Source organism: Paenibacillus sp. FSL E2-0151 (genome assembly GCF_037993015.1).
GTDB lineage: Bacteria > Bacillota > Bacilli > Paenibacillales > Paenibacillaceae > Paenibacillus > Paenibacillus amylolyticus.
In genome coordinates, this window is record NZ_CP150308.1 from 4,902,380 (window position 1) to 4,916,162 (window position 13,783).

Consider the following 13,783-nt stretch of genomic DNA (forward strand, 5'->3'; position numbering starts at 1 on the left):
GCGGTTGTCAAAAATACATTTCACAACCCGTTCCGTATATTTATACCCTCATATATCCTTCTTTAATACTGAATTTTAGCTTTGCGCCAAGTCTGTGGAAAAGGACTCATGAAATACGCCCAATTACCAAACCAACTTGGAAAAATCAGCAAATCCTTTCAAGTCACGATCAATAGCCGCGAGCAAGGCAAGTCGGTTCGCACGAACAGCTTCATCCTCGGCCATAACCATGACCGAATCGAAGAATGAGGTAATACCATCCTTCCAGGCAGATGCAATAGCCAGTGCTTCAGCAGCATGATGCTGAGTCAACGCCTGACGATATTCTGCATTCGTTTTGCTCCATGCCTCATGTAGCTGACGTTCTCCATCTTCTGTGAACAGTTCTGGATGTACGGAAGCATTGGATGCTTTGGCAGCCAGATTACCCACACGGTTGAACGATTCAACCGTTGTTTTGAATGCGTCTCCTGTCATAACAGCCGCCATCAACGCTTCACCTTTTGGAACCACAGCGCTGATATCATCGAATCCGGAAGAAATTACGGCATCCACTACGTCGTAGCGAACTGTTTCGGACAACAATTTTTTCACACGAAGACCAAAGAAGTCTTGCAGATCTTTACGAACCTCTTCATCTGCACGTTTCAACAGGTTCATCTGGGCATGCACTTGAAGTGCTACTCCGAACACGTCTGACAATGTCAGCGGAAGCTTGTGATCCAGCAAAATCTGTACAATACCTGCAGCCTGACGGCGCAGCGCATACGGATCTTGAGAACCCGTTGGAATAATGTTGATGGAGAAACAACCCACGATTGTATCCATTTTGTCCGCAGCACTCACAATGGCACCAACAAGAGAAGCAGGGGATTGATCTCCAGCGAAACGTGGCTGATAGTGTTCAAATACCGCTTTGGCCACTTCTTCTTTTTCGCCAGCTTTACGAGCGTAATCCTCACCCATCACACCTTGCAGTTCCGGGAATTCTCCCACCATAAGTGTCACCAGATCGAATTTGCAGATATCTGCTGAGCGGCTAACGGATTCGGCAACATCACCGGATACTTGCAGTTTGGCAGCAATTCCATCGGCAATCTTGCGAATACGGCGCACTTTATCTCCAACCGTTCCCAATTCTTCCTGGAAGACGATACTTTCCAGCTTCGACAATGCATCCTTAATCTGTAGCTTCTGATCTTCCTCATAGAAGAACTTGGCATCAGACAGACGTGCACGCAGAACTTTTTCATTCCCTCTGGCAATAACGTCCAGTGAATCACTTCCACCGTTACGTACCGTCACGAAGAATGGCAACAATTGTCCTTCATTGTCCAGTACAGGGAAATAACGCTGATGCTCACGCATGGAAGTAATCAATACTTCTTGTGGAATATTCAAGAATGAGGAGTCAAATGTCCCGAACAATACGGTAGGTGTTTCCACCAGGAACAGAACTTCCTCCAGCAAGTCTTCCTTAATCGCGATATCCCATTTTTTCTCCGCAGCCAGTGCCTGAATCTGGGATACAATCATCTGTTCACGTTCCTGGATATCAGCAATGACATGTTCGGAACGCAACACTTCCACGTATGAAGACGGAGTGGAGATCACAGCCTCCTTACCAAGGAAACGATGTCCGCGAGTTACATTACCCGACTTAACACCTGTCACTTCTAGATCGATAACCTCACTGCCGAGCATAGCCACAATCCATCGGATTGGACGTACAAATTTGAAATCATAGGAAGCCCAACGCATGAATTTTGGGAACGTCATGGCATGTAATACAGAAAGTAATCCTTCACCAACTACAGAAGCTGTTTCCACACCTTTGCTGCTCTTTGTTGCATAGATATATTCGACACCGTTCAGTTCCTTGAACGTGAACTGGTCCGGTTCAACACCTTGACTGCGGGCGAATCCGAGTGCAGCCTTGCTCCAATTGCCACTGTCGTCCAGGGCAATTTTGCGTGAAGGACCTTTCACTTCTTCCTCGATATCTTCCTGCTTTTCAGCCACATTGTGAATCAAAACAGCCAGACGGCGCGGTGTAGCATATGCATTCACTTCACCATAAGCAATGCGGGATGCGTCAAACCATTTCACGACACGTTCTTGCAGCTGTGCGATTGCTGCGCGCATAAAGCGGGCAGGTACTTCTTCCAGCCCGATTTCGAACAATAGATCCTTAGACATGCTCGGCTCCCCCTTTCTTGATCAGCGGGAAGCCTAGCTTCTCACGCTCTTCCATATATGTTGCAGCGACTTGGCGAGCCAGATTACGAACACGTGTGATGTAACCCGTACGTTCCGTTACACTGATGGCTCCACGTGCATCCAACAGGTTGAACGTGTGGGAACATTTCAGCACATAGTCATATGCCGGGAATACCAGATGCTGCGCCATGGCCTTGTTTGCTTCTTCTTCATGCATGTTGAAGAGTGTAAACAGCATTTTGACATCAGATACTTCAAACGTATATTTAGAGTGTTCGAATTCTGGCTGACGGAATACATCACCATAAGTGATACCTTCCACCCATTCCAGATCAAACACATTCTCTTTATCCTGAATGTAAGAAGCCAAACGCTCCATACCATACGTAATTTCAACAGCTACCGGATTTGTCTCGATCCCACCAACCTGTTGGAAATACGTAAATTGTGTAATTTCCATTCCGTCCAACCATACTTCCCAACCAAGACCTGCACAACCAAGGGAAGGATTCTCCCAGTTATCTTCAACAAACCGAATATCATGTTTGAGCGGATCAATGCCCAGACGTTTCAGACTTTCCAGGTAAATTTCCTGAATATTGTCCGGAGAAGGCTTGATGATGACCTGGAACTGATGATGCTGGTACAGCCGGTTAGGGTTCTCACCATAACGTCCGTCCGAAGGACGACGGGAAGGCTCCACATAGGCCACTTTCCAAGGTTCGGGTCCAAGCGAGCGCAAAAAGGTCATCGGGTTCATCGTACCAGCCCCTTTTTCCGTATCGTATGGCTGGACAATAATACAGTTATGCTCGGCCCAGAATTGTTGCAGCGTTAGAATCATCTGCTGAAAATTCATAATCATGCTCCTTTTCAATGGTTTGTTAGCAAGCTTAGGACGGTAAAGACAACAATAAATAGCCCCCGTCCTACGCCTGTTGTACAGACGTAGGGACGAGAGCTATTCCCGCGGTTCCACCCTACTTGGCTTAGATCAAACAGGATGATCCTGTTCGTTCCAGCCCACTTTTCCGTGTCCATTCATGCTCCCGAGTGCCGTTTCAAAAACCGATTCAGCCAGGCTCCCACCATCCCCGGCTCGCTCATTCATGATTCCCAAGTGTTATACAACGACTTGTCTCCATAAATGCAATAAATCCAGTCTTTTACTTTCTCGTTCAATGCATGTCTCATAAAGAGAAATTATATTTCATAATATATAAAATCTAGTATGAAGTCAAGATATAGTTTCACTTCCACCAAAACGCCTCAAATCCCGTACTTCTCCATCTGATCGAGGAAAGAACGGGATTTAAGATTCAGACCGAGCTGATGATCCATAAAAGCACGCATCAACTTTTTGATCTCATCACGGGTAGATTCACTCACTGATATATTCCCCAAGCGCTGCAGATCCAACTGTGCGAACAAACGCAACAACTTCAAAGCCTTTGGACTAACTGACATCGCTGGAGGATCAAAATGTTTGCATGCTCGACACAAGACGCCACCAAGTCTGGGACTTATAAACAACTGCTCATCTGGTCGCTCCTGATTGCAGGAGATGCACTCATCGAACTGTGGACCATATCCGGATGCCTGTAATATTTTCATTTCGTACAGACTTGTAATAACAACCGGATCTTTCTCTTCCTTCAACGCCTGCAAACACGCCTTTAACTGTTTGAACCAAAATGTACCTGTCTCTTCATCCTGAAGCACCCGTTCCAATAGTTCACACGCATAAGAGGCATAAGAGGCCTTGACCAGATCTTCACGCAACTCATGATAGGATTCAACAATTTCTCCAGCGTTCAGTGTGCCTAGACCTGTATTGCGAAAATATACATATTGACCATACGTAAACGGCTGCACCAGTGCAGCATGTCGGCTCTTGGGCTTTTTGGCACCGCGGACGAGTACCCCTACTTTCCCGCCGCTTTCGGTGCAAAGTGTAATGATTTTGTTCCCTTCGCCGTAGTCCATGCTGCGGATGACAATCCCTTCCACCCTGTATAGCATGCCTCGTCACCTAACCATTCCCGAATCAGCCAGTTATCCTTCGGCTTCTTCATCTTCAATCACTTCCCTTGCATTATCCGACTCCTGTCCTAACGAGTTACACGCCTCGGTATATAACAAATAGGACTCCACATCCCCCGTCATCGCAAAAACCTTCCACGAAAAATCTCGCATCGGAATTTCATCCTCTCTTCGGAAATGACGTCTGCATCTACCAAATAGGATGGAGTCTTGCAAGGTAAACTATGTGTTGCAATTACTGGATACAATTCCGACGATCAGTCACGACCAAAGCCAAGGTCACGCAGAACCCGATCCTGATTTCTCCAGTCTTTTTTCACTTTAACCCACAGGTCCATGAAAATTTTGGAGCCAAGCAAATTCTGAATGTCGTGTCGAGCTCGTTTACCAACTTCTTTCAGAAGGGCACCTTGCTTGCCGATAATGATCCCTTTTTGGGAATCCCGTTCCACAAAAATGACGGCTGAGATATAAACGACACCATTATCCTGTACTTTCATATCTTCGATCGTTACAGCAATGGAGTGAGGCACTTCTTCACGAGTCATTTGCAGAATTTTCTCACGAATCAACTCGGCACATACAAACTGCTCCGGATGGTCAGTAACTTGGTCATCAGGATAGTACTGTGGACCTTCTGGCAAATACTTACCGAGCTGTTCCAGCAACGTGCTGACATTGCTGCCAAGCATGGCAGAGACAGGAACGATTTCAGCGAAATCGTGAAGCTTGCGATACGTCTCAATGAGTGGCAGCAGCGCTTCCGGCTCAATTTTGTCAATTTTATTCATGACAAGAATGACAGGTGTACGGATATTTTTCAACTGTTCCGCAATATAACGATCACCGCCACCCAAACCCTCTGAAGCGTCAATCAGGAACAGTGCTGCTTCTACTTCTCCGAGCGTATTCAGAGCAGTCTGGTTCATGTAATCGCCAAGTTTGGATTGACGTTTGTGAATACCCGGTGTGTCCAGGAATACGATTTGCTGATGTTCGGATGTATACACACCATGAATTTTATTACGTGTGGTTTGTGGCTTGTCCGACATAATCGCAATTTTCTGTCCGATCACTTGGTTCATCAGTGTCGATTTACCTACGTTTGGACGTCCAATAATGGCTACAAAACCGGATTTAAATGCTTGTTTTTTCATATGTTCCTCCTCAGGCGCCTAGGCCTGGAATATTGGTTTATTTTTTGGCAGAATTCAGATCAGAAGGCCCAAAAGCCCAAGGTAACAGTTCAGCAACGGTGGTCACTTGCAGATCACCTTTCAAGTTCCCCAAGATGACTTTCATATCAGGTTCACACAGTTCGTACATGACCTGACGACATACGCCACATGGAGCAATCGGACCATCCGTGTCTCCCACAATGGCAATCGCTGTGAAGCTGCGAGGCTTCTGCCCACCTGCAATGGCACTAAACATCGCTGTACGTTCAGCACAGTTACCTGGTGTATACGCAGCATTCTCAATATTACAACCATGATGCACATGACCTTCACTGTCAAGCAAAGCCGCGCCAACACCAAAATGGGAGTAAGGCGTATACGCCTTCGTACGTGCCTTAATTGCTTCTTGCATTAACAAACTGTTATCCATTAATATTCTCTCCCTTAGGGTGCAATATAAAGTTAGTACCTACGAATTAAGTTCAACCAAAGCCAATTTTACACTAGCCACTCCGAGTCCAGAATAACCCTTCGATCGCTGTTACCCCCAGATTTTTTGATTCACTTTTTCAACGTGAAAATCCGGGGATAAAGGCGAACGCTTCGCTTCTACAGGTTTATTTCTGTCCTCTTCGTTATCGTGTAATGTCAACAAGTTCAACTTAAAAAACGGTCTAACTTCACAAATTTGTGTAGTATTAAAATCACAAAACGAATCAAAGTTGACACAAAATCAGTACAAACCCAGCCAGCTCATCACCGGCTTAATGAAAACGATACAACCGATGATGACGGCGAATACCGCAGCCAGCAGAACTGCCCCGGCCGCGGTATCCTTTGCCGCTTTTGCCAGCGGGTGGATATGGGGGTGTGCCAAGTCAACCGCTGCCTCTACAGCCGTGTTCATCAATTCAGTCACCAGGACCAAAAAGACAGCGGTCAGCACAAACATCCAATCCGTTCTTGAGATTCTGAAAAAAAAGCCGGCTAAACACATCAAAATAGCCACTCCCGTGTGAACTCTCACATTACGCTGAGTCCGCAACCCATATGCGATTCCTTCCGCAGCATTGCGGAATACCAGACCCCAGGAGCGTCTTCTCATTATCGTGTCAACCCGGCCTGGGCCAATACCGCTTCTTGTTTGCCCATCATTTCAGCCTCACTTGCTTCATCCTGATGGTCGTATCCAAGCAGGTGCAAGAAACCATGGACAAACAGAAAACCAAGTTCACGTTCAAATGAGTGTCCATACTCTTCACTTTGCAGGATGGTCCGTGGTACGGAAATGATGATGTCTCCAAGAACATCCGGCATTTCTTCCATTTCTTCATCTTCGTCCAGCTCATAGATAATATCGAGCTCTTCATCCACCGTCTCGTTCATTGCAAAAGACAATACATCCGTAGGACGGTCAATACCGCGATAATCACGGTTCAACTCATGAATCTGCTCATCGTTCACAAAAGTCAGAGCCACTTCCCCGTCTGCAACACCTTCCGCTTCTCCTGCGAGATTCAGCAACTGTTCCAACATTGCAATCATCGGTTCTGTAATTTCTTTATCCTGTTGTTCATTATTCCATGCCAGATTAAGACTCATTCTTTCATAACTCCTGTCTGCTCATATTAGAGGTTGTTCAAAAAAGCATTTCTAGCTTCATCCCATCTTCTCGGTACTGAAAACCGGCCTTTTTGAACACAAACTATTATTAAATTAGCCTGCTTCGGGTGAAGTTGGCTTTGGTTTCTTGATCTCCTCCGGATATTCTATCCTGGAGTGGAAGATACCCATCACCGTTTCCTTCAATGTTCTGGCGACGATATCCAGTTCACGCATCGTAAGGTCACAATCATTGAATTGATGATCGTCCAATCGTCCTTTAATAATCTTCTCAATCATGGACTCCACTTGCTCCACTGTCGGTTTGCGCAAAGATCTCACAGCAGCCTCCACACTATCGGCAATGCCAACAATAGCCGATTCCTTGGACTGAGCCTTCGGCCCAGGGTAACGGAAATCTTCTTCCGTGAAATCAGGCTCAACGCCTGCTTCTTCCGCCTGGCGCAGTGCTTTGTGATAGAAATAGTGGAGAAATGTCGTGCCGTGATGCTGTTCAGCAATATCCCGAATAGGTCTGGGCAACTTATAATCCTTCTGCATTTCCACCCCATCGCGCGCATGGGCAACGATAATGGATTTGCTCAGTTTCGGATCAATTGAATCATGTGGATTCTCCATATTGTTCTGATTTTCAATAAAATAGATGGGGCGCTTCGTCTTGCCAATATCATGATAATACGAACCGACTCTGCAGAGCAATCCGTTAGCTCCTATGGCTTCTGCTGCTGCTTCGGACAGATTTCCTACCATAACGCTGTGATGATAGGTACCCGGTGTCTCCGTCAGCAACTTGCGAAGAAGCGGATGGTTCGGATTAGATAGTTCTACCAGTTTGAGCGCTGACAAAATGCCAAATGAAGTTTCAAAAAATGGCATCAGCCCAATAACCAGAATGGCAGTCAGTACGCCACCAGCAAATGCAAACCCAACACCATACAGTGTCGTGGTTCGGTTCCAATCGCCCGAGTCAATCAAAGCCAAGGTGAAGACGGCTATGGACCCGAACAGACAGACCATAATGGCCCCTTTCAGGATCGTTGATCGCTGGCTAGCCTTATGAGTTGCGAAGATCGCAACAAATGAAACCAATACAGCAAAGAAACCTAGTTCGAAGTCAAAAAGTTGACCCTGATGTGTATTCAAAATAATGCTGGACAACATACCGATCAAAATCGAACATACAAAGGCAAGCGAGGTATCCAGTAACAAGGCAATTAACATCGCTCCTACCGCAACAGGTGCAAGGAAGCCAACATAAGACCTCTCATTGGTCTGGATAATCGCCGTCACATGCATAACCACAATCGTAATAATAAAAATGAGAACAAGCATCAACAGCTGGGCATTATTATACTTAAAATGTGTTCCGCTGCCTTGCTGAATATACATCAGAATGGCTGCTGACAACAGGCAGGAAAACATAAGAAGTCCAAGCTGCGGCCAGTAGTTCACTTCATTTTTCAGCAAATCATTCTCACCCAGCAAAGTATACATCTCCGGGGTGATCATCTCACCCTTGGCAACTAATGTGTCCCCTTGCTTGATAAAGACGGTTTGCGTGTTCTCACGCGCCTGTACTTTGGCTTCCTTAGTTCCCTCTTCATCGTAGAAGCGGTTCGCGGTCACCACAAGGCGAGCAAGCTCTTGCACGACCTCACGTTGCGTACGCTTACCAAGAGAGCTGACACTCACCATCTCGGCTACTTTGGCACGAGCAGTGGTTGCATCGCTGATCTGATCCGTCATTAACCGGGCAACAATATCCCTCGCAACCGGCTTCATCTCCTGGATATCATCCGATGTCAGACGTGAGATTTTGATGTAAGTTTCTTCGGGAATACGGTAGCTTTGCTCCTGTACCACATTTCTGATTTCTTCCAAAAGAGTCTCGGAGTATGTACCGGCTTTCCGATTATTATTGATATAGTTGGTCACAAAATCCTTCTGGCGCTGCGGAATTTCATCCCGATATATATCAATCTTGTCCTGACTTGAGATCTGATCATCCTGATTTAATCGATCTACACGATCAAGCAGGGTAGTCATCAAATTTTCGTTTCGCAACTGGACAATCTGAAATATCGGCTGTACCCGTTCAGCAGCTTCTTCCTGTGCTTTGAGTGTGGCCTTGTTATTCGGAATCTGCATGGGCGCAGCAATGTCCACTTCACTCCGTGTCCCTTCCTGAATATCATAGCGCTCAGGGAGCAGTTTGGAAGCCAGACTGACGTAGAAAAGAATCACCAGAAACAAAAACAGAAGATAGCGTGCCCACACGCTATACTTCCATCCTGTAGCCTTATTCTGAAAAGATTTGCCTTTTGACGGTTCCTTCGAGGTCACTTTAGACAATCCCTTTCTATGCTTGATTTTCTGCGGCGTGGTTGTAAGCCACGATAATTTTCTGGACAAGGGAATGCCGTACAACATCTTGCTCGGCAAAATAGACAAATCCAATCTCGTTAACTTCGTTCAAGATCGTATTCGCTTCCACAAGCCCGGATTTCTTACCACGCGGTAAATCAATCTGTGTCACGTCTCCGGTGATGACCATTTTGGAGCCAAAACCAAGACGGGTTAGAAACATCTTCATCTGTTCCGGCGTTGTGTTCTGTGCTTCATCCAGAATGATGAAGGAGTCATCCAGCGTACGCCCCCGCATGTAGGCGAGTGGCGCGATTTCGATTAACCCTCGCTCCAGTGCCTTCGCGGTCTGTTCCTGTCCCATAACGTCATACAGGGCATCGTACAGTGGTCTCAGATAAGGGTCTACCTTCTCCTGAAGATCACCTGGCAAAAATCCAAGACTCTCTCCCGCTTCAACAGCAGGCCGTGTGAGTACAATGCGTTTGACGCTGCCTTCTTTAATTGCGGCAACAGCCAGTACAACAGCAAGGTAGGTTTTACCCGTACCAGCAGGACCAATGCCAAATACAATATCACGTTTTTTAATTGTAGTTACATAGTGCTTCTGTCCAATGGTTTTAACACGGATTGGTTTACCTCGGTATGTCGTTGTAATCTCGCCCTTGAACAGATCCAATAGCTGGTCTGCCCGCATATCCTTGGCAAGTTCAATCGCATACTTCACATCTCTCTCGGTTAACACATATCCATTGCGTATCAATTGCAGTAACACATCAAATAATTGTTCAAGCGATTCCACCTGCTGTGCGTTGCCAAAAATCACAATCTCCGCTTCACGGGATGCAATCTGGGCGGGAATCTCGGATTCAATCAGTTTAAGAAAAGTATCTTGGGGTCCAAAAAGAGATTGGCCCTCTCCCGCACTCTGGAGGGAGATTTGTATGCTGCGTGTTTGCTCTGACAAATATCCTCATTCTCCTTGACTATGGACTAGCGGAAGTTCTTCCGCAATGCTTTCTTCTACTTCAAATAAGACTTTCATATAAACTTTACCATTCTCTTTCTTCTCATGCAAAATTTTTTCACTTATAATTTTTGTTCCTTTGCCGTTTTTGGCGGTAATATCGTTCCTTGCTCCTTCCAATCCTTTCGTTCTGGCCCATTCTATCGTCTGTTGTTGCTCATGCTCTCGGGTCTCCAGATCTTTCTCTGTCAGCCAACCCATGGGAAGTGTAAAGGATCGCCACGTTAATGGTTTATGATTACTCTCGGTATCAAATGAACTGAACGGTGTACTTCCGTACCCCCACAGTTGAATCGCCCAATTCCCCAGCACCATGTAAAAACGTTCTTTGCTCTCACCTGTCATTGTATTATGTTTTTGCACCAGCGGAACCTCTACCTGATACTCACGCCATACCAGACCACGAACTTCGCCTTTGGCAACGATGGTTTTGGTGTTCTCCTCATCCCCGAGAATCCCCGAGATCAATACCTGACCCTTTTTGACACGCATGTCCTTCTGAACAACAGGGCGTCCCTGCTCCGCATAGATTTGAGTGACCACAGCATCTGACTTACTGATCAGATGCCTGGGATTCAGCAATGGTTCGCGCTTTGGTTGCGCCGATTCTACGACCTGAATGGTAATGGTTGTCCCTTCTTTGCTCACGCCAATCCAGGTTACATCCGGCAGAGCGAGTGCAAGCTGCCTGGAGAGCTTGTCTTGGCTTTGCAAACGGAACCCCCATTGCAAAGGATATATGCCCTCTTTTTTCGCTGCTGCAAGCACCTCGTCGGTGGGAATGGTGACGTTACCCTTGACCTCCACACTCCATACCATGGACGACAACGCAAACAAAGCTGCCACAAAAAACAGCATACCCCCAAGAAAGAACTTCCTCCGCAATAATCGGGCCGCAAAAAAAGGGAAACCGCTGCGATGGGTTACTTTCACCCTGCAGCCTGTCCGTTTCAACACAGGACGCAACCTGAAAAAATGCGGCAGCAGAATGTTCATCTCTGCCACGCGTCCATCGTGAGCACGCAGGTTCCACACTTCCAGTCCCTGCTCTGCCACCGTGTTGATCAATGTTTCAATGTCTCCCCCAGTGACCGTGATTCGGACTGCTCCCCGCAGTTTGTACAGACTGGGCTGCTTCATCCGTTCCCCTCCACTCCATTCATATGAATATCCAGAATCGTTCCTTCAACAGCTACTTCATCCGGCAAAATGTTACGTATCACCAAGGCAGTTCCTTTGATCTCTAACTGGCCTTGGGAAAGAGCCAACACGATACGATCCGGCGTGAAATGGATGACACCGCGATGATTCTCTATATACAGTTGCTTACTGCCGATCAGGGTTAACCGTGGCATATCATAAAGCACATCCTGCGGCAGATCCAACACTTCACTGGTCCATCTGCGCAGCTTGCGGCTGATCCGGGTCATTCGAAGGTCTTCCCCCTTCCTCTACAGTTCAACTTATGCGCAGATTCAAGAATTTATGAAAATTCCGGGGCGTGTTAGGGACGAATGTTGAGAAAAAAGGATAGAACACAGAAAAAGCCGTCTCCGGCGGCTTTATGCTCACCAGAGACGGCTTTATTTCCGTCCAATAAATTGACTTGTTTACAGTTTTCCTCTTGTACCAAACGGTTGCTTGGAACGAGGGGAACCCAGTACTTCTGCCCACAGGACACCTGTACGAATATCAGCAGGACGAAGTGGAGACGCTCCCGATTCATCGGTGCTGGTCTCATCCCAACTTGAATCAGACACAACTGGCCGATTCGCAGAAGAGATGCGATTCAAGCGTTCTTCGATCAAACGTTGCTGTTCTTCCATGCCTCTCATCTGTTCCTCAAGTGAATTTGCCATCGCACTCATCGTGCCCTCACTTCTGTAGTCAGTTGCGGGGCGAGAAGATGCAGCAGGCTCCGAATACGGCTCATCATACTGATTCTCATATTGCACGTCATCATACCGATCGTCATACTGTTCATCATAGCGGGGGTCTGTAGGTCCGGAAGACTGCTGCGGAGATGAATTGTCTCTTGAACGTTCATCCCGGCCTGAATCACCACTGCCTCCAAATGTAGGCATCCCGTTGGCAGGACGCTTTTTGTTCGGATCAGCCGATTTGGCAGCTTTCCCCAAGAAGGAGAAGAGTGCAAAACCGATGACGGCCACAATATACAGATTATCAAAAATCCATTCAAATAGGCCCATATGCACTCACCGCCTATCTTCCGTTTTTGGAATCACCCTGATCGTTGGAATTCGAACCTTCACCAGGTTTTCCCAATGTGTTACGCATTTGAGTATCCGCTTCAATGTTCTTCAGGTTCATATAATCCATCACACCGATTTTACCGTTACGAAGTGCCTCAGCCATTGCCAAAGGTACTTGGGACTCGGATTCAACAACGCGTGCTCTCATTTCCACTACGCGTGCTTTCATCTCTTGCTCTTGGGCTACGGCCATTGCGCGACGCTCTTCGGCTTTTGCCTGAGCGATACGTTTGTCAGCTTCTGCTTGCTCTGTTTGCAAGAAGGCACCAATGTTTTTACCTACATCAACGTCCGCAATATCAATGGACAGGATTTCAAATGCAGTACCTGCATCCAGACCTTTGGACAATACGGTACGGGAGATCAGATCCGGATTTTCCAGGACGTCTTTGTGAGAATTGGAGGAACCGTTTGTACTTACGATACCTTCACCAACACGGGCGATGATCGTTTCTTCACCAGCACCACCGACGAGACGGTCAATATTGGCACGAACCGTAACCCGTGCTCTAACTTTAACTTCAATACCATCTTTGGCAACCGCAGAGACAATCGGTGTTTCGATAACACGTGGGTTAACACTCATCTGTACGGCTTGTAATACGTCACGACCTGCGAGGTCAATCGCAGCAGCACGTTCAAATTCGAGTGGAATGTTGGCACGTTGTGCAGCAATCAGAGCGTTTACAACACGGTCAACGTTACCACCGGCCAAGAAGTGACTTTCCAGTTGGTTCATTGAAAGTTTAAGACCAGCTTTAGTTGCTTTAATCATTGGATTAACGATACGGCTAGGCGTTACACGTCTCAGTCTCATCGCTACCAGTGTAATAATACTTACGCGTACGCCGGATGCAATCGCTGAAACCCAGAGCATAACCGGGAAAAAGCTGAAGAATACGCTCAATACGATAATACCTACTACCGCAATGAGCAAAATCGTAATCATAGATGTGTCCATTGTTTAATTTCCTCCATTTGCAATTTGAATTTGATAAAAATATTTGAGAAGACACTCATGAGTCCGCTGCTAAATGAAAGAATGCACCACCTTG

Annotated in this window: 14 protein-coding genes; all 14 read right to left on the reverse strand. The window is 46.6% G+C overall.

The genetic code is table 11. The features are described 5' to 3' along the window. Window positions 1-123 precede the first annotated feature (123 nt). The 14 genes from glyS to floA all read right to left on the reverse strand — a co-directional run bounded on the left by glyS (window position 124) and on the right by floA (window position 13,689). Window positions 124-2,199 carry a glycine--tRNA ligase subunit beta gene (gene glyS, locus MHI55_RS22080; protein WP_340386897.1) on the reverse strand — a complete coding sequence of 692 codons (2,076 nt, stop codon included), beginning with the start codon at window positions 2,197-2,199 and terminating at the stop codon, window positions 124-126. After that, complete coding sequence (gene glyQ / locus MHI55_RS22085) at window positions 2,192-3,079, reverse strand: glycine--tRNA ligase subunit alpha (RefSeq protein ID WP_017687252.1); 888 nt, start codon at window positions 3,077-3,079, stop codon at window positions 2,192-2,194. Before glyQ ends, glyS begins: the two co-directional genes overlap by 8 nt. 410 nt (window positions 3,080-3,489) lie before the next feature. Continuing rightward, entirely contained in the window at window positions 3,490-4,242 is a 753-nt protein-coding gene (gene recO, locus MHI55_RS22090) for a DNA repair protein RecO (RefSeq protein ID WP_340386899.1), read from the reverse strand. Between the two features lie 33 nt (window positions 4,243-4,275). After that, a complete protein-coding gene (locus MHI55_RS22095) occupies window positions 4,276-4,416 on the reverse strand; it encodes a YqzL family protein (RefSeq protein WP_074095877.1) in 141 nt (46 codons plus the stop codon). Between the two features lie 104 nt (window positions 4,417-4,520). Then, window positions 4,521-5,420, reverse strand: coding sequence for a GTPase Era (era, locus tag MHI55_RS22100; protein ID WP_047843779.1), 900 nt, complete (start codon window positions 5,418-5,420; stop codon window positions 4,521-4,523). A gap of 37 nt (window positions 5,421-5,457) precedes the next feature. Further along, the gene (locus MHI55_RS22105) at window positions 5,458-5,871 is read right to left on the reverse strand and encodes a cytidine deaminase (protein ID WP_340386901.1); all 414 of its coding nucleotides are present in this window, start codon (window positions 5,869-5,871) and stop codon (window positions 5,458-5,460) included. Between the two features lie 303 nt (window positions 5,872-6,174). Beyond that, window positions 6,175-6,546 carry a diacylglycerol kinase family protein gene (locus tag MHI55_RS22110; RefSeq protein WP_076250701.1) on the reverse strand — a complete coding sequence of 124 codons (372 nt, stop codon included), beginning with the start codon at window positions 6,544-6,546 and terminating at the stop codon, window positions 6,175-6,177. After that, window positions 6,546-7,043, reverse strand: coding sequence for an rRNA maturation RNase YbeY (gene ybeY / locus MHI55_RS22115; RefSeq protein ID WP_036674804.1), 498 nt, complete (start codon window positions 7,041-7,043; stop codon window positions 6,546-6,548). The genes MHI55_RS22110 and ybeY overlap by 1 nt, the downstream gene beginning before the upstream one ends. Window positions 7,044-7,157: 114 nt before the next feature. Next, window positions 7,158-9,407, reverse strand: coding sequence for an HDIG domain-containing metalloprotein (locus MHI55_RS22120; RefSeq protein ID WP_036615038.1), 2,250 nt, complete (start codon window positions 9,405-9,407; stop codon window positions 7,158-7,160). A gap of 16 nt (window positions 9,408-9,423) precedes the next feature. Next, window positions 9,424-10,395 carry a PhoH family protein gene (locus tag MHI55_RS22125; protein WP_017687243.1) on the reverse strand — a complete coding sequence of 324 codons (972 nt, stop codon included), beginning with the start codon at window positions 10,393-10,395 and terminating at the stop codon, window positions 9,424-9,426. Window positions 10,396-10,401: 6 nt separating this feature from the next. Beyond that, window positions 10,402-11,595, reverse strand: coding sequence for a sporulation protein YqfD (gene yqfD, locus MHI55_RS22130; protein WP_036674802.1), 1,194 nt, complete (start codon window positions 11,593-11,595; stop codon window positions 10,402-10,404). Beyond that, window positions 11,592-11,885 carry a sporulation protein YqfC gene (gene yqfC, locus MHI55_RS22135; RefSeq protein ID WP_017687241.1) on the reverse strand — a complete coding sequence of 98 codons (294 nt, stop codon included), beginning with the start codon at window positions 11,883-11,885 and terminating at the stop codon, window positions 11,592-11,594. Before yqfC ends, yqfD begins: the two co-directional genes overlap by 4 nt. Window positions 11,886-12,065: 180 nt before the next feature. Next, window positions 12,066-12,665 (reverse strand): hypothetical protein, encoded by a 600-nt coding sequence (locus tag MHI55_RS22140; protein WP_047843783.1) that lies wholly within the window; start codon window positions 12,663-12,665, stop codon window positions 12,066-12,068. A gap of 13 nt (window positions 12,666-12,678) precedes the next feature. Further along, complete coding sequence (floA, locus tag MHI55_RS22145) at window positions 12,679-13,689, reverse strand: flotillin-like protein FloA (RefSeq protein ID WP_036615045.1); 1,011 nt, start codon at window positions 13,687-13,689, stop codon at window positions 12,679-12,681. Window positions 13,690-13,783 lie beyond the last annotated feature (94 nt).